The organism is Snodgrassella gandavensis, assembly GCF_914768025.1.
In the GTDB taxonomy this organism is placed as follows: Bacteria; Pseudomonadota; Gammaproteobacteria; order Burkholderiales; family Neisseriaceae; genus Snodgrassella; species Snodgrassella gandavensis.
In genome coordinates this window covers 99,507-117,085 of the sequence record NZ_CAJZCE010000002.1, presented here as the reverse complement: position 1 = coordinate 117,085, position 17,579 = coordinate 99,507, and the positions used below count along the sequence as shown (strand labels likewise).

The 17,579-nt window shown below is 43.9% G+C and carries 14 protein-coding genes; 5 read left to right on the top strand and 9 right to left on the bottom strand.

Translation table 11 applies throughout. The features are described from left to right. Window positions 1-45: 45 nt before the first annotated feature. The 4 genes from MJ764_RS02325 to MJ764_RS02310 form a co-directional block, all read right to left on the bottom strand. Window positions 46-417 carry a hypothetical protein gene (locus MJ764_RS02325; protein WP_239324288.1) on the bottom strand — a complete coding sequence of 124 codons (372 nt, stop codon included), beginning with the start codon at window positions 415-417 and terminating at the stop codon, window positions 46-48. A gap of 588 nt (window positions 418-1,005) precedes the next feature. Further along, window positions 1,006-1,920: a hypothetical protein gene (locus MJ764_RS02320; RefSeq protein WP_239324286.1), complete on the bottom strand. Its 915-nt coding sequence runs from the start codon at window positions 1,918-1,920 to the stop codon at window positions 1,006-1,008. A gap of 296 nt (window positions 1,921-2,216) precedes the next feature. Next, a complete protein-coding gene (locus MJ764_RS02315) occupies window positions 2,217-4,421 on the bottom strand; it encodes a heavy metal translocating P-type ATPase (RefSeq protein ID WP_239324284.1) in 2,205 nt (734 codons plus the stop codon). 38 nt (window positions 4,422-4,459) lie between these two features. Further along, window positions 4,460-4,666 (bottom strand): heavy-metal-associated domain-containing protein, encoded by a 207-nt coding sequence (locus MJ764_RS02310; RefSeq protein WP_239324282.1) that lies wholly within the window; start codon window positions 4,664-4,666, stop codon window positions 4,460-4,462. A 116-nt stretch (window positions 4,667-4,782) separates the two neighbouring features. Between MJ764_RS02310 and MJ764_RS02305 the strand changes: the two genes are divergently transcribed. From MJ764_RS02305 to waaA, 3 genes are all read left to right on the top strand, one after another. Then, complete coding sequence (locus MJ764_RS02305; RefSeq protein ID WP_239324280.1) at window positions 4,783-5,190, top strand: MerR family DNA-binding protein; 408 nt, start codon at window positions 4,783-4,785, stop codon at window positions 5,188-5,190. Window positions 5,191-5,316: 126 nt separating this feature from the next. Further along, window positions 5,317-8,796, top strand: coding sequence for a chromosome segregation protein SMC (smc, locus tag MJ764_RS02300; protein ID WP_239324278.1), 3,480 nt, complete (start codon window positions 5,317-5,319; stop codon window positions 8,794-8,796). Window positions 8,797-8,944: 148 nt separating this feature from the next. Then, the gene (gene waaA / locus MJ764_RS02295) at window positions 8,945-10,240 is read left to right on the top strand and encodes a lipid IV(A) 3-deoxy-D-manno-octulosonic acid transferase (protein WP_239324276.1); all 1,296 of its coding nucleotides are present in this window, start codon (window positions 8,945-8,947) and stop codon (window positions 10,238-10,240) included. A gap of 356 nt (window positions 10,241-10,596) precedes the next feature. Here the strand turns inward: waaA and MJ764_RS02290 are convergent, their stop codons facing one another. From MJ764_RS02290 to MJ764_RS02270, 5 genes are all read right to left on the bottom strand, one after another. After that, window positions 10,597-11,079: an alkaline phosphatase family protein gene (locus MJ764_RS02290; protein WP_338053812.1), complete on the bottom strand. Its 483-nt coding sequence runs from the start codon at window positions 11,077-11,079 to the stop codon at window positions 10,597-10,599. Window positions 11,080-11,088: 9 nt separating this feature from the next. After that, a complete protein-coding gene (locus MJ764_RS02285; protein ID WP_239324272.1) occupies window positions 11,089-11,325 on the bottom strand; it encodes a hypothetical protein in 237 nt (78 codons plus the stop codon). A 131-nt stretch (window positions 11,326-11,456) separates the two neighbouring features. Further along, window positions 11,457-11,921 (bottom strand): pilin, encoded by a 465-nt coding sequence (locus tag MJ764_RS02280; protein ID WP_239324270.1) that lies wholly within the window; start codon window positions 11,919-11,921, stop codon window positions 11,457-11,459. Window positions 11,922-12,093: 172 nt separating this feature from the next. Continuing rightward, a complete protein-coding gene (locus MJ764_RS02275) occupies window positions 12,094-12,594 on the bottom strand; it encodes a pilin (RefSeq protein ID WP_420853914.1) in 501 nt (166 codons plus the stop codon). Window positions 12,595-12,906: 312 nt separating this feature from the next. Further along, entirely contained in the window at window positions 12,907-13,716 is an 810-nt protein-coding gene (locus tag MJ764_RS02270; RefSeq protein WP_239324268.1) for a hypothetical protein, read from the bottom strand. 376 nt (window positions 13,717-14,092) lie between these two features. Here MJ764_RS02270 and MJ764_RS02265 point away from each other — a divergent pair, with 376 nt between their 5' ends. Beyond that, window positions 14,093-16,318 carry a FepA family TonB-dependent siderophore receptor gene (locus tag MJ764_RS02265; protein WP_239324266.1) on the top strand — a complete coding sequence of 742 codons (2,226 nt, stop codon included), beginning with the start codon at window positions 14,093-14,095 and terminating at the stop codon, window positions 16,316-16,318. A gap of 318 nt (window positions 16,319-16,636) precedes the next feature. Further along, the gene (locus tag MJ764_RS02260; protein ID WP_239324264.1) at window positions 16,637-17,578 is read left to right on the top strand and encodes an alpha/beta hydrolase; all 942 of its coding nucleotides are present in this window, start codon (window positions 16,637-16,639) and stop codon (window positions 17,576-17,578) included. Window position 17,579 lies beyond the last annotated feature (1 nt).

The following is a 17,579-nucleotide window of genomic DNA, read 5'->3' as shown; positions in this document are numbered from 1 at the left end:
TTTGGCTCTAACAGCCATAAGCGTTTTTACTCAACTACCACTTTTTCAGCGATAACAGCCAACAATAACCTTGCTGCTGCTTTCAATAGTGCTAATACTGGTTTTCAGGCTGGAAAGCAGTGTATTGAGTATGCCGGCAAATTGGAGCATGTCCTGATTCTCCAGCAGCAAGGTTTGGCTGGGGATATGCAGGCGTTCAAGCAGGAGTTTGCCTAATGTGCTGGTGAGTAAATCAATATTGTAGCTGGTACTCTCGCAATATTCGATAATGGTGTTAAGCTCATGCTGTTTGAGCATTTGGGCTTTTTCTGTGGGGCTGTGTTTTTTGTCTTGAATAATGGCCAGCTCTCTGGCCTGTTCGAGCAACAAGGCGGGGCTGTTGCTTAGGCTGGCGGCAATAAATTGTTGCTGATTCATTGTGCACCTCGGCATTGGTTTGCTATTTGGCACAAGGATGATATTTGCTGTTGTATTGCTTTGCTAGCGGCCAAGCATTGACTTGCTTTATTTTTGGTTTTACTTGCAATCGGTTGTGATTGGGATAGTAGTGATAGATGCGGAAGTTTACAGCATTGGACAAGCTGCTGGATTGCTTTCATGTTGGTAGCCTTTCATTCTATTAATTTTGAAAAGCCTACTTACATACCGACAAGCATAAGAAGAAAATCGACTGACAGGCAGTATGAACCGCAGGCAAAAAACCTTCTGCCATGGTTCACTATATAAAGCGTACCCATGGCACGGAAATCAGACAATAAAGCCACGCAATAAAATATTGGCGGTGTTGTCCGTCATACTAAAACAGCCTGTCAAAACTGGCCGCGCTATTGAACGCCGCAAAGATATTTTGCTGTTTAATTATGGGTGTGTCAATAAGCTGATAATGCTACCATATTGAATACTGGTGATTTATACAGCTAATGGATTCGTATTAATTTGTTTTCAATTGTATGCTTCTTATGCGTAAAAGGTTATGCAGCAATTTATCATTAAGAAATCTACTATTTATTTGTGCATATCTGAATTATGCCAGTTATCAAATCCGCTACCCGACGGAATATAGGCTATTTCACTACTGATATCTTCTATATATACAATGTCTTTTTCTTTCAGATTAGTTTTAGTAGTTATTAGTAAGCGAGTGCCTTCTATACTAGTCCTACTATCTATATATTGGATCTGAAAAAGATTATATTTAAAAAAAAGTACAGGATTGATTAACAGCATTTTGCTATGACAATAAACCAGCATCAATCCCAGCATACCAATTACATACATAAACATGTATTTTGCATTTAAAGACGATTCAAATAGTTGTGTAAATACAGCATATGATATTAGATATACAAATCCCCAACTGTCCATTTTTCGCTCAAATTTTGATTTTTTTTCAGATTTTTTTTGCCATAGCCGATATATCCACGGTATATGTTTTCTTTCTGATTTAATTTCTGTATCTGTTTGAACATCTTTTTTGGCTTTCTTGAACAATGGCCAGTAATAAAATATAAGTATCCATAGCAATGCAAAAAAAAGAACAAATGGTAGCTTTGATTTTGTATTGTTAAAATTTTCACAATAAAAACCAAAAATAACTATTAATATTGAGGGATCAACCATGATTGTTTTTTTTATCTGCAAAATTGTTACTTTATTCTGGAAATACTCTTTTTTATAGCTTAGTTTTTTCAGATAAGAATAAGTATTAAGGCTACCAATCACTGCAAGAAATAACAGAATGGTAGCCAAGCCAAAATAGTGCATATAAGTATGAGTGATATAGTCTGCACTCCAGCTAGTCCAGCTCAGATAGTTGCTATATTCGCAAAATTGCCAGATTGAGAGGCATAGAAACATCGGTGTATAAGCTGTAAGAAACAATCCAATACGTGTTGTAAGTTTAAGCCCGTATGTACTCATGTCTTTCCTCTTCTAAATTAAACGTTCACTTTGGCCATCAATATGTCAGGTTGATTTAATATAGCTTCTATAGCTTTAATGCTAATTTAATTAAAATTATATTATATTTTCTTATACATAAAAACATTTATCAGAATTTACTTTTAGGCTAAATCTTTGTATCGGAAATACTAGTAAAAATTTATCTGGTTAAAATCTGGCTTGTTTTATAGACAGCGCTTTGGTGATTTATAGATAACTGGCTGCTGGCAGACTATATGCCTGTTTGCCAGCAGCCAGAAAGAATATGTGTATGGTCAATCCAATCTGCTTTTACGCAATCGCAAAGCATTGAGTAATACTGAGATGGAGCTCATCGCCATGGCTGCACCAGCGATTACCGGGCTAAGCCAGCCAATAGCGGCCAGCGGGATACCAAGAATATTGTAGAAAAAAGCAAAAAACAGGTTTTGTTTAACCACACGTACGGTGGCATGGGCTAAGGCAAGGGCATCGGCTACTTGGGTTACGGAATGGCGCATCAGGGTGGCAGAAGCGGTATTGGTGGCGACATCTGCACCGCCATACATGGCAAAGCTAACGTCGGCGGCGGCCAGTGCTGGCGCGTCGTTAATGCCATCGCCAACCATGGCAACTACTTTGCCTTGCTGCATCAGCAGGTGTACTGCTTCTGCTTTAGCGCGCGGATTCATTTGTGCCTGATAATGGCTGATGCCCAGTTGTTTGGCGATGTGTTCGACTACGCTGTGCTGGTCACCACTCATGATTTGGATGTCGATATGCTGTTGCTGTAGACGCTGAATGGCGCTGACGCTATCTTCTTTTAGTGCATCAGCTATGGCAAATGCACCGGCTATTTTTTCATTGATGGCCACGACTACGATGCTGGCAATCTGCCAGACTTCCTGTTCCATCAGCTCCTGCGGGATGCTGCAACCGCAATAGGCCGGATTGCCCACTTTGATATTGCCGTAACCAGCTATCTGTGCCTGTGTTCCCTGCCCGATATCACTATGGCTGTGACTGGCAGTTAATGCAGGCAGTTGCTGCTGTTGCGCTGCCTGTATGATGGCCTGTGCCAGTGGGTGGGTAGTAAGCTGTTCTACGGCAGCGGCCAGTTGCAGAATTTTCTGGCTATTCAAGTTACTGTCGGGAGCACGCCATTGTGCAATAATCTGTGGTTTGCCATTGGTAAGGGTGCCGGTTTTATCCAGCACAACGGTAGTTACCTGACTGCTGCGCTCAAGTGAGGCGGCATCTTTAAACCATACGCCATAACGTGCTGAGCGTCCCATGCCCACCATCATGGCTGCGGGTGTGGCCAGCCCCAGTGCACATGGACAGGCAATAACCAGTACGGCTACGCCACGGGTTATTGCTTGGTTAAAATCGCTGCTAAGCCAGTAGTTGAGGATAAAGGTTAATACGGCGATGGCAACCACTGTGGGCACAAATACCATGGATACTTTGTCGGCCAGCCGCGCTATTGGTGCTTTGCTGCCCTGCGCCTGTGCCAGTGCCTGCATCATATCGCCCAGCAGGGTTTGGCTGCCGAGGGTTTGTGCCTGATAGGTAATGCTGCCGTTACTAAGTAGCGCGCCGGCCAGAACTTTATCACCAGTCTGTTTTAATAATGGTTTGGATTCGCCGGTGAGATAGCTTTCGTCACACCACGCTTGGCCACTGGATACGATGCCATCGGCTGCAATGCGATTGCCGGCGTTGGTTTGCAGGATATCGCCCGCCTGTATCTGGCTCAGCGGTACTTGCTGCCAGCCATTAGCCGTTTGTTTGCGTACCATTTTTGGGGTAAGTTGCAGCAGCATGCTCATGCTGTTGAGACTTTGTTTTTTGGTGCGCTGTTCGAGATATTTACCCAGCGATACAAAGGCAATCACCATTACGCTGGCTTCAAAATAAATATACTGGTGTGCATGATTATGCTGGTTAAACAGCATTACGCTGGAGTAAAGCCAGATGGCTATTGTGCCCAGAGACACAAGTACGTCCATATTGGCTACGCCGCCCTGTAGGGATTTGATGGCGCTATTGTAAAACGGCCATGCGAAGCCAAGCTGGATAATGGATGCCAGAATAAACTGCCATAATGGTGGCAGCATCCACTGCTGCCCCAGTAACATGCCCAACATGCCAATGATAAATGGAATAGCAATTAGCCAGATTATTGCTAACCGCCATGATATGCCGGCATGCTCACCAGACTGGGCATCGGCCAGTGCTTCGATATTGGTACTGCTGGCTGGTATAGCCTTAAAACCGGTTTTAGCCACCATCTGCACGATATCGTTTGTACTTAGAAGTTTGCTGTCAAAACGGGTTTGTAATTCATCGCTGGCAAAATTAACATCGGCGGCAATAATGCCCTGTTGCCGGCGCAATACTTTTTCTATGCGGTTGGCACAGGCCTGACAGTCCATGCCTTCAATGGCAAAGCGCGCTGTTGCGGTTGTGTTAGCGGTTGTATGCTGATTTTCGTTCATTGTCTGTCCTTGGCCTGTGCACCGTACTTGCCTGATGGCTAAACTACATCAAAGCCGGCTGCTTCTACGGCGGCTTTAAGGGTATCTACATTGGTAAGGCTGTCATCAAAGCCAATATCAGCAATGCTGGTGGCAAAATTAACCGCCACTGTTTCTACGCCCGGACTGCCCTGTAGTGCTGCTGTGACACTTTTGGCACAGCCTTCGCAGCTCATGCCGTCAATTTTGAACTGAACCATTTGCATTTTTGCCTCCTTATGGTTTTTGGGTTGAATCAAAAATCTATAAAATAAAGCTTAAACCTTAACGCTGTGATAAAGTCAAATTTTAATTCGGATTTACAGTATTTTCTTAATGCGCTATGAATATTAGTACAGCAGAAAAATTATCCGGTTTATCCAGTAAGACAATCCGGGATTATGAGGCCGCCGGTTTAGTCCGGCCGCTGCGTCAGCACAATGGTTACCGCAGTTACAGCGAAGCAGATATTGCTACTTTGTGTTTTATTAAACATGCGCGTGAAGTGGATTTTTCACTGGCACAAATTGCCGAGCTACTGGCCTTACGCAATAATCCGCAGCGTGCCAGTGCGGATGTCAAGGCATTGGTTGGCGAGCATATCCAGCGCCTGAACCAGAAAATCACTGATTTGAGCAGTATGAAGGATACGCTGGAAAACTGGTATAAGGGCTGCGGTGGTAATGCCTCACCTCACTGTGCCATTATTGACGGGCTGAATAAACACGGCTGTGCCAGCAGCAGGGATTAAGGCCACTTGTTATTAGCGGTATTGAAGTGTGACAAGCTGTTATACCTTGTAACTAAAACTGTCTTTTTGTTTAAAACCGGCTAAAATAGTCGCTTTTCGGCACTTTTGCCTGCGTTTATTGTTGCTATGCGTCTAACCCACATCAAGCTTTTCGGCTTTAAATCATTTGTTGACCCCACTACGATTGCTGTTCCTGGCAGGCTGGTTGCTGTCATCGGGCCGAATGGCTGTGGTAAAAGCAATGTGATAGACGCGGTACGCTGGGTACTGGGTGAAGCTTCGGCCAGACAGTTGCGCGGTGAAAGCATGCAGGACGTGATTTTCAATGGTGCCAATACCCGCCGTCCGGCTCCGCGCGCCAGTGTGGAACTGGTGTTTGACAACAGTGACGGCCAGCTGCAGGGCGCATGGGGACAATATGCCGAAGTGGCGATAAAACGCCAGCTTACTCGTCAGGGCGATTCTACTTATTACATTAATAATCAGGTCGTGCGTCGCCGCGATATTACCGACCTGTTTCTCGGTACTGGTGTAGGTGCTCGTGGCTATGCGGTGATTGAGCAGGGCATGATTTCGCGCATTATTGAAGCGCGCCCGGAAGAACTGCGCGCTCATATTGAAGAAGCCGCCGGTGTATCTAAATACAAGGAACGCCGGCGTGAAACTGAAAACCGGCTGACCGATACGCGCGAACATTTACAACGACTGGCTGATTTGCAAGGTGAGCTGGATCGTCAGGTAGAAAAGTTGCGGCGGCAGGCCAATACTGCCCAGCGCTATCAGGAACTGAAAGCCCAGATAGCTGATAAACAGGATTTATTTGATTATAGCCAGTGGCAACAGGCACTGCATCAGGCCGACAGTGCTACGCTTCTGTATCAGCAGCATGGTAGTGCACAGGAAACGCTCCAGCAGCAATTAGAGGTACTGGAAGAAACGCTGCAACAATTACGCCAGCAGGAACAGCAACAACAGCAGCAGGTACGCGAAGCAGAAATGCAACGCGCCAGTCTGCGTGAACAATGGGCACGACTGGAAGAACAAATTCGCCACCGGCGTGACTGGCAGCAGCGCATTGCACGTGAGCAGGCTCAGGCTCAAACTGAACTGCAAAGGCTGCATAATGAAGACCAGCAGCAGCAGGAACAGCTCGAAACAGCTATTATGCAACTGGAAGAACAGCAGCTACAGCGCGAAGAATGGGCACTACAGGCAGCGGAGCATGAAGCGCGTATGCCTGAGCTGGAAGAACTGGCACATCAGGGTGAACGCACCCGCCAGAATCAGCAAAATGAGCTGGCGCGGCTGGAGCGTGAGCTGGCGATTAAGCAACAGCAGCAACAGCATGCAACTGGCAGCATTAACCAGTTGCAGCAACGCCAGCAGCGTCTGGAAGAAGAACTGGCACAATTGGCCTTACCACAAAACGAAGAACTACAACAAGCACAGGAAACTGTGGCGGAGTTGGAACAGGTTGTGGCCACACTGGAAGAAAACCTGCTGCAATATGAACAGCAGCGTGAAAGCGCACAGCAAGCACTTATTCTGGCACAGCAGCAGCACCGGCAACTGGACAAACAGCAGCTCACACTAAGCGCACAAGTAGAAACATTGACCGCCATGCTGCCGCAGGCTGAGCGCAGCAGTATAGCAGGCGTTACTAATACGGATATCCCATTGCTATGGCAGCATATGCAGGTTGCACCAGCATGGCAGCACGCCACCAGCGTGGTTCTCGGCTATAAACTACAGGCACAGTATACAGAACAGTTAATGCTGGCCGATACCCAGCCCGAACAGACAACAGTATGGGTGAATCAGACTGGTGAAGCAGAAAAACAGCCCCTTGCTCCTAATGCCCTGTTGCAGCATATAGAAGTACAAGCGCCTTTTACGCAGGCCATACATTATTGGCTTGGGCAGGTATGGTGTGCTGAAACACTGGAAGCAGCCCTGCTCCTGCAAACTGACTTACAGCCACAACAGCTAATTATCACACCGGAAGGTCACTGTGTTGATGCGGTTAGCGTTACTTTATATACCGAAGATAATGGCATCAGCCTGCTGCAACAGCAGCAGCAATTGCGTGAGCAGCAGCAGGCATTGGCTGCGCTGGAAAAACCATTACAACAAGCAACAGAAGCGATGCAACTGGCACAACGCAATCTGGAAAATACCGAAGCCCAGCTAAATCAATGCCAGCAGCAACTGAAACAGCAGCAACAGCGCTGGCAAACCGCTTCAGCTCAAGCCACTGAATTACTGGCACGCACCAGTCAGGGGCAATTACGCCATGAGCATATTCAGCAGGAAAGCGCGCAGATAAGCAGCGAAATGACCCAACAGCAGCAGGTGCAGCAACAGACACAGGCTGATGCTGACAACCTGACTCTGGCTATTGAGCAATTGCGCCCACAGTTACAGAATCATACCGCCAGCCAGCAAAATCAGCAGCAGACATTAAAACAAAGCCAGCTGGCCTTACTGGAAGCACGACGGCAGCAGGGGCTGGTGGAAATGGCCATTGTGCGCCTGCAACAGTGCATCCAGAGTGCCACTCAGGAACGCCAGCGCATTGCCCGCGACACCGAACGCTGGCAGGAACGCCAAAGTGAGCTGGCTCTGGGTATTGCCGAGCAGGAAATGGACGATGAGCAAACCCTGCAAACCGAAGAGCTGAATGCGCAGATTGATGTGGCCAGTGAGCGGTGTGCAGCCGCACAGCAACAGCTACAGCAGCTTCAGCAGCAACTACAACAGACGCAACAGCAACAACATACCCTCAATAGCCGCTTACCACAGCTACAGGCTGATACCCAAACAGCCCTGCTACAGCAACAGGAAGCCTTGCTCAATGCCAAACGCTTTCATGAAACTCTTCAACAGAATAGCGCCAATCTGGATGCATTGGCTGAGCAATTTGCCAAGTCAGCTCAGGCTGCACCGGAACTAAGCCAGCAAATTGCCGCACTAGCACAGAAAATCAACGCACTGGGGGCAGTTAATCTGGCCGCATTACAGGAATTGGAAGAAGCACACGAGCGTGCTGAGTATTACCAGAAACAGACAACTGATGTACAGGCAGCCATTGCCCTGCTGGAAGAGGCCATCAGCACCATTGATGAAGAAACCAAAACTCGCTTTAAAACCACTTTTGATGCAGTCAACGAAAAAGTACAAAGCTATTTCCCCACCCTGTTTGGCGGTGGTGAAGCACGGCTGGATATGGTGGGCGATGATTTACTCAGCGCTGGCGTATCCATCATGGCTCGCCCGCCTGGCAAAAAAAATAGCACCATTCATCTGCTTTCCGGTGGTGAGAAAGCTCTAACCGCCATGAGTCTGGTATTTGCCCTATTCAGCCTTAATCCGGCACCATTCTGCTTGCTGGATGAGGTGGACGCACCGCTGGATGATGCCAATACCAGCCGCTTCTGTAATCTGGTACAACAAATGTCGGCACAAACCCAGTTTGTCTATATTTCGCATAACCGCCTGACCATGGAAATGGCTGAGCAACTGGTAGGCGTAACCATGCAGGAAAAAGGGGTGTCGCGCATTGTTGAAGTGAATATCCGTCAGGCATTGGATATGGCAGAAGCGTAAGCACAAACAGACAAGCCAGCATCTTGATAGCAGCCCACTCACCAATATATCTACGCTGCTGGTTATATTCCCCGACAATGATTACCACTAATCAAGCCGGATTTTTAATTTATAATCGCCGTGAAATAGGCTTCTACAGTTAATGCATATGTTCCTGAACCTTTTATATCAATTTTTATGGCTGCTCGCCCCACCCTTTTTACGCAGATATCTGCGCCGGCGCGCCAAGCTGGCACCAGCTTATGCACTCAACTGGTCTGAACGTTTTGGTAAGCCCTGTCCAAATCCGGTAAAACATGCAATCTGGATTCACGTGGTTTCTGTGGGTGAAACCCGCGCTTCGTTACAATTCATCCGTGCCCTGCAAGGTCTTTTTCCAGATACACCGCTGCTAATGACCCAAACTACGCCTACCGGCCGGGCTACCGCACAACATTTTTTCCCTGAAGCACAATGCCGCTATCTGCCCTATGATAAAAAATCATGGGTTAGCCAGTTTATCCGCGAACACCAGCCCTTATTCGGTGTTTTAATGGAAACAGAAATCTGGCCTAATCTGATGAGTGTCTGTGCCCAGAATCATATCCCCCTGTTTATGGCCAATGCACGTTTATCAGAAAAATCCCTGCATGGTTATCTGAAAGTACGCTCACTGGTTGCGCCACCACTGGCTACGCTGACCGGTTGCTATGCACAAACAGATGCCGATGCCCGGCGGTTAAATAAAATTGGTGCCGCCAATATACAGGTCTGCGGCAATACCAAATACGATATATCGCCACCAGCAGACATGTATGCATTGGCACAGACATTTAAACAGCGCATCGGCAACCGGCCAGTAGTAGTTTGTGCCAGTACCCGTTTTTACCACGGTACAGACGAAGTACAATTACTGCTGGACGCATGGGTGAAACAAAAATTTGGCAATACTTTGCTGGTAATCATCCCGCGCCACACAGAACGTTTTCAGCCAGCTTGCGAATATGCTGAAAAATTGAATTTTATTACCCAGAAACGCAGTGATAATCAGGATATTGCAGAAGAAACGCAAATATGGATTGGCGACAGTATCGGCGAACTCTTTGCCTATTATCTGTGTGCCGATATTGCTTTTGTAGGCGGCAGTCTGGTTGATAGTGGCTGCCACAACATTGTTGAACCCATTGCCTGCAAACTCCCTACCTTGTTTGGCCCATCTACCTATAACTTTGCCGATGCCGCCCCCAAAGCAATTGCAGCCGGTGCTGCACAGCAAATTCAGTCGTCCGATGAGTGGGCAACCACAACCTTGACTTTACTTGCCAATCCGCAACAAAGGCAACGCATGTCGGATAGTGCAGAAACTTTTATTCAGCAACATCAGGGAGCAAGCCAACGAATGGCACAGGCAATATATAAAAAATTGAATAATAGTGAATTTAAAAATAATTTAACAGACAATTAATTGATAATGTATAGCTTTATTATTAATCAAAATAGCCATTAGTATGAGCAAAATATTGCCTAAATATTAATTAAGAGTAAACAGCTTTATCTTTAAGCGTTTGAAGTAATTTTATACCCCAATAACTGGGTATAATCACATAATATTCTCTAAATAAACAATATACACAAAATCAATTGATCATTATTTCTCTGTATTACAGTAAAAATAAGCCTTTAAGATTATCAATACGACATTTTATTGAAAATATAAGAATTTCCAGAAAGTACAAGCTATTTAATGATTCTTATGCAAGCTAAACAGCCGAATAAATTTATTTATTCGGCTTTTTCTATTCTTGTTTACAATTGATTTAATTAATGCACGCGTACATGAATAAATGGAACAGAATCTGGTTTAAAACTATCTTTATACTTATCTAGCATAATCGGTGGGCTATGATCCCCCACAATCACAATTTCCGTATCTTTAAAACCTCCGGCCTTGATTTCATCAGCCAAAACTCTAAAGAACTGATGTTGTAAATTCAGATTACGACACGCTTCCTGCCTACCTTCAAACAGTGGTTGCTTACAATCGTAAGCATAACTGAGAATATCATGCTCATCATATGGATGATGTGTATTCAAAGTCAGCCAGTAAATAAATGATTTATCTTTTGCGGATTTATTAGCCGCAGAAATATCATGTATCACGTTAAAATCACAAGCCCCCGGAAAAGAGCGACAGTGCTGAATATTACTGAATTTAGGGAAAAACCGTGTCTGGTGCAAGCCTACAGCAGGATACCAGTTTTTACGATTATACATCTTTGCAAATGAAGCATGGAAAGACTGTATATTATAGCCTTATTGTTGCAATTTATTTGGTACGCACTGCTTAAATTTATCCCATGGTCCAAGTGAAAAATTGGAGCTTTTGGCTTTTAAATCACATAATTCACGGATTTCACCCATAATTGTACTAAGCAAAGCAGGATTTTCGCCTTGGGCAACCAATTGTACATTCGCCACATTCAGCAAAGGCTCCACTACTGAAGCATTTATCGAACTATGATCAGGAATAAATACTCCTTCATGATTCATTTAAAACAAACAACATTTTTAGTAGATGCTGCATAGTGAAAACAGGATTTATTAATGATTGTAATCATCCTCTCGTTCCTAATATAGAAAAGCCACCCAAAGGTGGCTTTTTATTAAAATTAAATTAAAAATTACAGGTATGCTTTAGGAATGTATTTATCATCCATAGAGGAAGTAGCAGCTTTACTTAATGACCCATTTTTCAAGACATCCAATATCAGTGTTTGACCAGCAATAGATGAAGAAACGCCAGTATTATTTACTGTGTATTGAATCTGACATCCAGTAGGATCAGTGGGGTTCAGAGCACCTTGGTTCTGGGCAGGGCTACCTATAATTTCCGCAATACCGTACTTACCTTCTTGTCGATCAATATTATTGGCGCTATTATTATTAACAGCTACAGTACATACATTGTTCTGCATATTATCAACAACTTGTGTTTTCAGACCAGCTGCAAGACTAGAAGCTTCAGAAGCCTGTGAACGTGCAATGTAGTCAGAGTATGCAGGTACTGCAATAGCAGCCAGAATACCAATAATCGCAATAACGATCATCAATTCAATTAATGTAAAACCTTTTTGCAATGCTTTCATTTCAATCTCCTTGTTTAAAAAACTGTGCAAGAGTTACAAAATGTATGTAGCAATTAGCGTGCCAAAATTTATTTTTCTATTAAACCAACACAAATTAAGTATATTCATTTAATAAATCTATGTTTTATAAATAGACGCAAATAGGGATAACTCCTCTAATTAACATATAGCATTACATAAACGCTTCCGGTATATACCTATCAGGGATGTTGGAAGTAGAGTTTTTGCGTAATGAACCGTTTTTCAATACGTCTAAAACAATTTTGGTATTGGCGATAAACGGTGATACATAAGTATTATTAACCTGATACGTAATCGTACAACCCGTCTCTGAATAAGCCGATGTGCCTGAATTGTGTACTGGCGCACCGCCAATTATCGCTACTCCATATCTACCGTTTTGTACATCTGCATTGCTGTTTAAAGTAGTAGCAGAAACACAGCTATTGCTTTGCAGGTTATCTAAAATCTGCATTTTCATATTTTCTGCCAGAGTAGACACTTCAGCCACCTGAGAACGGGCGACAAATTCAGCGTATGTTGCTACCCCCACCCCAGCCAATATACTGATAATGGCAATAACAAGCATCAATTCAAGCAAGGTAAACCCTTTTTGCAAAGCATTTATACCCCTTTGTGCATACTGACTGGTACAGCTGATATATTTCATCATATAAAATAAGCAATCAACATATTATAAAATCCAGATTATATATCTGTTTATTTTTTATTACATTTAAATTTATGATGATTATTTGAAGCGATACCTAAATACATTTGAATCTAAAGAGTATTTTACTCCGCATCCAACAATAGTATTATTTTTACTTCATAAACTTCAGCAGAATTCTATTTAGCTGTTTATAGAATAAATCATCAATCTGAATGATAATTTCCGCTTTTACCAATGATTAAACTGATTTTCCATCCATATATTTAATGATATCAATGAGTAATCGTTTATCTCTGCAATCAGAAACTTTTATCACAGATAATACTGCTGCATATATGCCCATATCGCCGCCAACATGGCCAGTTGTGCACTTGAATGTCCTGTTCCCGCTTCAACATTGATATAATCAATCTGCTGCTGAGCAGACCAGACAGATAAAGAGCCATCATCGCTGATATCTTCATTATTCTGCAATACCACATTAAAACCACGTATAGTCAGAAAATCAAAAGCTCTCTGACTAGTCACATAGAAGAAATCATGCGCATTATTGTCGGAATTGGTCACTATTTGACGCGTTACACCTGCCATGGAACCGCCCGTTATATAGTTACGTATGGATAAGCCGCTATTAGGCTGATTATTATGCAGTGCCACGATAAGCTGTTTTTGAGCTAGATATTGGCTAAGAAATTGATTAGCGGCATGGGTAAGCTGAGCCATAGCTGCAGCACAATCTCCCTGACGACATTTCAGTGCACTTTGGCGTCCCTTTGGAGTAAAAATTCTATTTGGATCAAATTGATAGCTTACCTGACTATTTTGTACGCTGACTTCTCGGTTACCCCCATGGCGCAAATCCAGTAAACAGCCTTGCTGGATTTGGCTTAGCGCATGCAGGGCGGTCTGGCGCGCGGTTTCTTCATTATCATGTACGTGTATCCACACAATATTTGGCCATGGTGCGCCTGCGCAGGTTTGAGTAACTGGTAATGCTATTACCGGGTTATCAGAAACAAGAATATCTGAAGCTAAAGTTTCAGCATAGATAGGTAGTGGGCTTACAAATGATAACAACAATGCAATGTATGGATAGAGAGAGTGTGTTATTTTTTTCTTCATGATAATTATTATCTGTTTTAATTGAATTTTATCTATTTTCCTGCATGCTACGATGGATTACCAGTTTTTCTCTCTTTACCTTAGCCAGTACTAAGCTGCATGTGCAGGAAAAAGGGTGATCAGCAGAATTTCTTTGTGAATAAATAGTTTATTTTGTAGTTAAGCTGTTGCTAATTTTTCAGTAGACTGAATCTTTTGTTAAAGCTGTCAATTTTCGTCACATTAAACTGAATTATGTAACCATAGGAAATTATTATACTGAATAAGTATGTATTTGTATTTTTTGGTTAGTTAAATGTAGTTATAATTGAAAATAATAACAATAATAATTATCATTAATATTGTTTAATAAACTTTCTTTTATATTCTGTTTTGTATGTCTCAACACCCATTCCCTTCTTTTAAACTGGCTTTATTTCCGTTGTTTTTTGCTGGCAGCACTGCGTATGCACAGGATGGTACGGCAAGGCTGGAAGATATTTATGTAACGGCCGAGCAGCAGGTTAAACAGTCACTTGGTGTATCCAAACTCGATAGTAAGGATATTGAACGTAAAGTGCCGGTAAATGATATTTCAGAGCTGGTGCGCACGATGCCGGGGGTGAATCTTACCGGCAATACTGCTTCTGGGCAGCATGGCAATAAACGCCAGATTGATATTCGCGGGATGGGTCCGGAAAATACGCTGATTATGATTGATGGCCGGCCTGTTACTGCACGCAACAGTGCGCGCATGAGCTGGCGCGGTGAGCGGGACACTATTGGTGACAGTAACTGGGTACCGGCAGCAGAAATCCTGTCAATTGAAGTGATTCGCGGGCCTGCCGCTGCACGCTATGGTTCTGGTGCAGCCGGCGGAGTGGTTAATATAGTGACAAAAAAAGTCAGCAATGAGTTTCACGGTGCGATTAATGCCTTTATGAATTTAGCAGCAGATAAAGAAGAAGGTGACACTCAGCGTATTGGCTTTGATTTAAACGGACCAATTATTAAAGATGTTCTGGGATTTCGGGTATATGGGAATCTGAACCGTACTGATGCCGATTCACCATACATTAATCAGGGTTTAAATGACAAAGGCAGTAAATCTGTGGCTGCCGGACAAGAGGGTTTGATTAATAAGGATGTGGGCGGACGTTTGGCATGGCGCCTGTCTCCTGAGCAGACATTAACTCTGGATGCTACTTATAGCCGGCAGGGCAATCGCTACAATGGTGATGGCCCGAACAATGTGCAAACCGATTACACTCAAAGCTTATATGGTAAGGAAACGCGCCGGTTATACCGCCAGAGTTTTGCGCTGACGCATGAAGGGTTTTGGGACTGGGGCGACAGCAAGCTGGTAGCACAATACGATAAAACCACCAATAGCCACTGTTCAGAAGCTTTGTCGGGCGGGCCGGAAGGCCTGTGTCAGGATTTGGGCAGCCAGAATATTACTTACGCCGACAGTATCCTAACCACTAAACGTCTGGCCGGTGAGGTAAACTTTCCTTTTACTTTGGGTGTGCCGCATGTGCTGACAATGGGTGCAGAATATCAGCACGATAGGCTGGATGACCCAGACGGCCTGCGCCGCATTCCTTTACCCAATGCGATTTATCCGGCAGCAGCCAATCATACGCCTGCGCTAAGCAGCTGGGCTGGCTATGTAGAAGACAATATCAGCCTCACCGAGCAGTTAAAGCTGGTGCCGATGCTGCGCTACGACCATAGTAATAAAACTGGCGGAAATATTAGCCCCGCTATAAACATGGCTTGGCAACTGCATCCAAACTGGCTGATTAAGGGTGGTATTGCACGCGCATACAAGGTTCCGAATCTGTATCAGAGTACGGAAAGTTATATGCTGTATAGCAAAGGTAATGGCTGTGCCACTTCTTCAGGCAGTGGTCGTGGCTGTTACCTGATTGGTAACAGTAAGCTAAAACCGGAAACCAGTATTAATAAGGAGCTGGGCTTCGAATTTAATAAAGATGGCTATCTGGCTTCTCTGGCTTATTTTCGCAACGATTATAAAAACAAGATTGAGGCTGGCCAGCAGATTATTTTTACTGGTAGTACGAATGTGGCTGCACGCGCGGGAGGCTACGACTATTTTGAATGGACAAATACCCGCAAAGCAGTGGTGGAAGGACTGGAAGGTAATCTGACGCTGCCGTTCTCCAAACAATGGAAATGGGTAAATAATTTTACTTATATGTTTAACTCCAAAAATAAGGCAACCGGTAATCCTTTGTCTATTATTCCTAAATATACGCTAAACTCATCTCTTGCATGGGCTCCAACTGAAAAATGGGACACTTTACTGACCTATACTTATTATGGTCGTCAGAAACCCCGCTCTGTTCCGGTTAATCCGGTTGAAGCCGGACATGGTAATGGCGGACAGGGCACTGTTGGCCTGAGTGGAGAAGAAATCGGCAGTTATGGTATCTGGGGTATTTCCACCGGTTATGCTGTTACTAAAAATATTAATCTTCGCGCCGGAATGTCGAATATTTTCAATAAACGTATCTATGCTTCTACTCTGCGTGGTACAGCCTATACTTATAATGAACGTGGGCGTGCAGTCTGGGGCAATATGAAGGTTTCTTTCTGATATTTTGTTCCAACAGCTTGCCATTTAGGCAAGCTGTTGGGTAATGAAAATGATGTTTTATCATGACTTGAAAACAAAAATCAGTTATAGTAATAAACAGTAATGATTATTATTTACCCAAAATCCCAAACAACCGCATCAAATAGGTTAAACATGATTTATTAATTAGCAATATGCTTTAACGAAACAATCTGATCTGGCCATTTTTTAACAGCTCTTTCATCATTTTTTGCAATGCAGCAACAAAATCTTACCTCACTGTCTTCCTGTTGTCTCCATATGTTCTATAGAACCAGTCAACTGACGGAAAGATTAAAAATGCGCCAGATTATTATTTTTCTATTAATGTTTTTTACGGCCTTAATCTTGCACAACACAGCCAAAGCACAGCCCAATCTGCATCAAACAGCCAATCTTACTGTACTACAACAGCAGCACAGTGGTTATCACTTTACTACCCTGCCGCTTACCTCGGCAGACGGGCAGCGCCATTATCGTGTTTATATAGCCATTCCAGACCAGAAAGCACCTGCTAGTGGTTTTCCTGTATTCTACGCACTGGATGGCAATGCTGTGCTGGACTTGCTTACTCCGGCTAATATGCAAACATTGGCCACACAGGCTCAGCCTCCAGTACTGGTATTGCTTGGCTATGCTACCGATAAACGTTTTGACGCACAGGCACGCGCCTATGATTACACCATAGCACCGGATGATGACAATACCGACCCACTGGATTCAAGCAGAATAAATGGTGGTGCTGATATATTTCTCGATTTAATCCAGAATCAAATTATGCCGGCAGTACAGCAGATAGTGCCGGTTAATATTAATGCACAAACCCTATGGGGACATTCATATGGTGGACTGATGGTGTTGCATACGCTGGTTACTCGGCCTAATCTTTTTCAGCACTATATCGCTGCCGATCCGTCTGTATGGTTACACGGAGATTTGCTCCAACAGGAAGCAGCAAACATGCTCAAGCGTAAGGTTGCTCTGTCTGCCAGCAGTTTATGGATATTAAACAGTAAGCTTAAGGTAAATAAAACGCCTAAAAATCCTCAGATAGCAGCGCGTATCAAAATACGCAATGAGCTCACTGCCAGACAGGGCAGCATAACTGAAAAACTGATTAACGAATTACAGCAACACACTGATTTAACCATCAGACATGAACATTTCCCTTATGAAAATCATGGCAGTATGTTTAGCAAAAGCCTGCAACTGGCACTTTTTCATCTCATCAACCGGCAATAAT

Coding starts and splice junctions, on each gene's coding strand:
- MJ764_RS02265 (WP_239324266.1), top strand. CDS start 14,093: ATGTCTCAACACCCATTCCCTTCTTTTAAACTGGCTTTATTTCCGTTG.
- MJ764_RS02280 (WP_239324270.1), bottom strand. CDS start 11,921: ATGAAAGCATTGCAAAAAGGTTTTACATTAATTGAATTGATGATCGTT.
- MJ764_RS02320 (WP_239324286.1), bottom strand. CDS start 1,920: ATGAGTACATACGGGCTTAAACTTACAACACGTATTGGATTGTTTCTT.
- MJ764_RS02275 (WP_420853914.1), bottom strand. CDS start 12,594: ATGATGAAATATATCAGCTGTACCAGTCAGTATGCACAAAGGGGTATA.
- waaA (WP_239324276.1), top strand. CDS start 8,945: ATGTTCCTGAACCTTTTATATCAATTTTTATGGCTGCTCGCCCCACCC.
- MJ764_RS02285 (WP_239324272.1), bottom strand. CDS start 11,325: ATGAATCATGAAGGAGTATTTATTCCTGATCATAGTTCGATAAATGCT.
- MJ764_RS02260 (WP_239324264.1), top strand. CDS start 16,637: ATGCGCCAGATTATTATTTTTCTATTAATGTTTTTTACGGCCTTAATC.
- MJ764_RS02325 (WP_239324288.1), bottom strand. CDS start 417: ATGAATCAGCAACAATTTATTGCCGCCAGCCTAAGCAACAGCCCCGCC.
- smc (WP_239324278.1), top strand. CDS start 5,317: ATGCGTCTAACCCACATCAAGCTTTTCGGCTTTAAATCATTTGTTGAC.
- MJ764_RS02310 (WP_239324282.1), bottom strand. CDS start 4,666: ATGCAAATGGTTCAGTTCAAAATTGACGGCATGAGCTGCGAAGGCTGT.
- MJ764_RS02305 (WP_239324280.1), top strand. CDS start 4,783: ATGAATATTAGTACAGCAGAAAAATTATCCGGTTTATCCAGTAAGACA.
- MJ764_RS02315 (WP_239324284.1), bottom strand. CDS start 4,421: ATGAACGAAAATCAGCATACAACCGCTAACACAACCGCAACAGCGCGC.
- MJ764_RS02270 (WP_239324268.1), bottom strand. CDS start 13,716: ATGAAGAAAAAAATAACACACTCTCTCTATCCATACATTGCATTGTTG.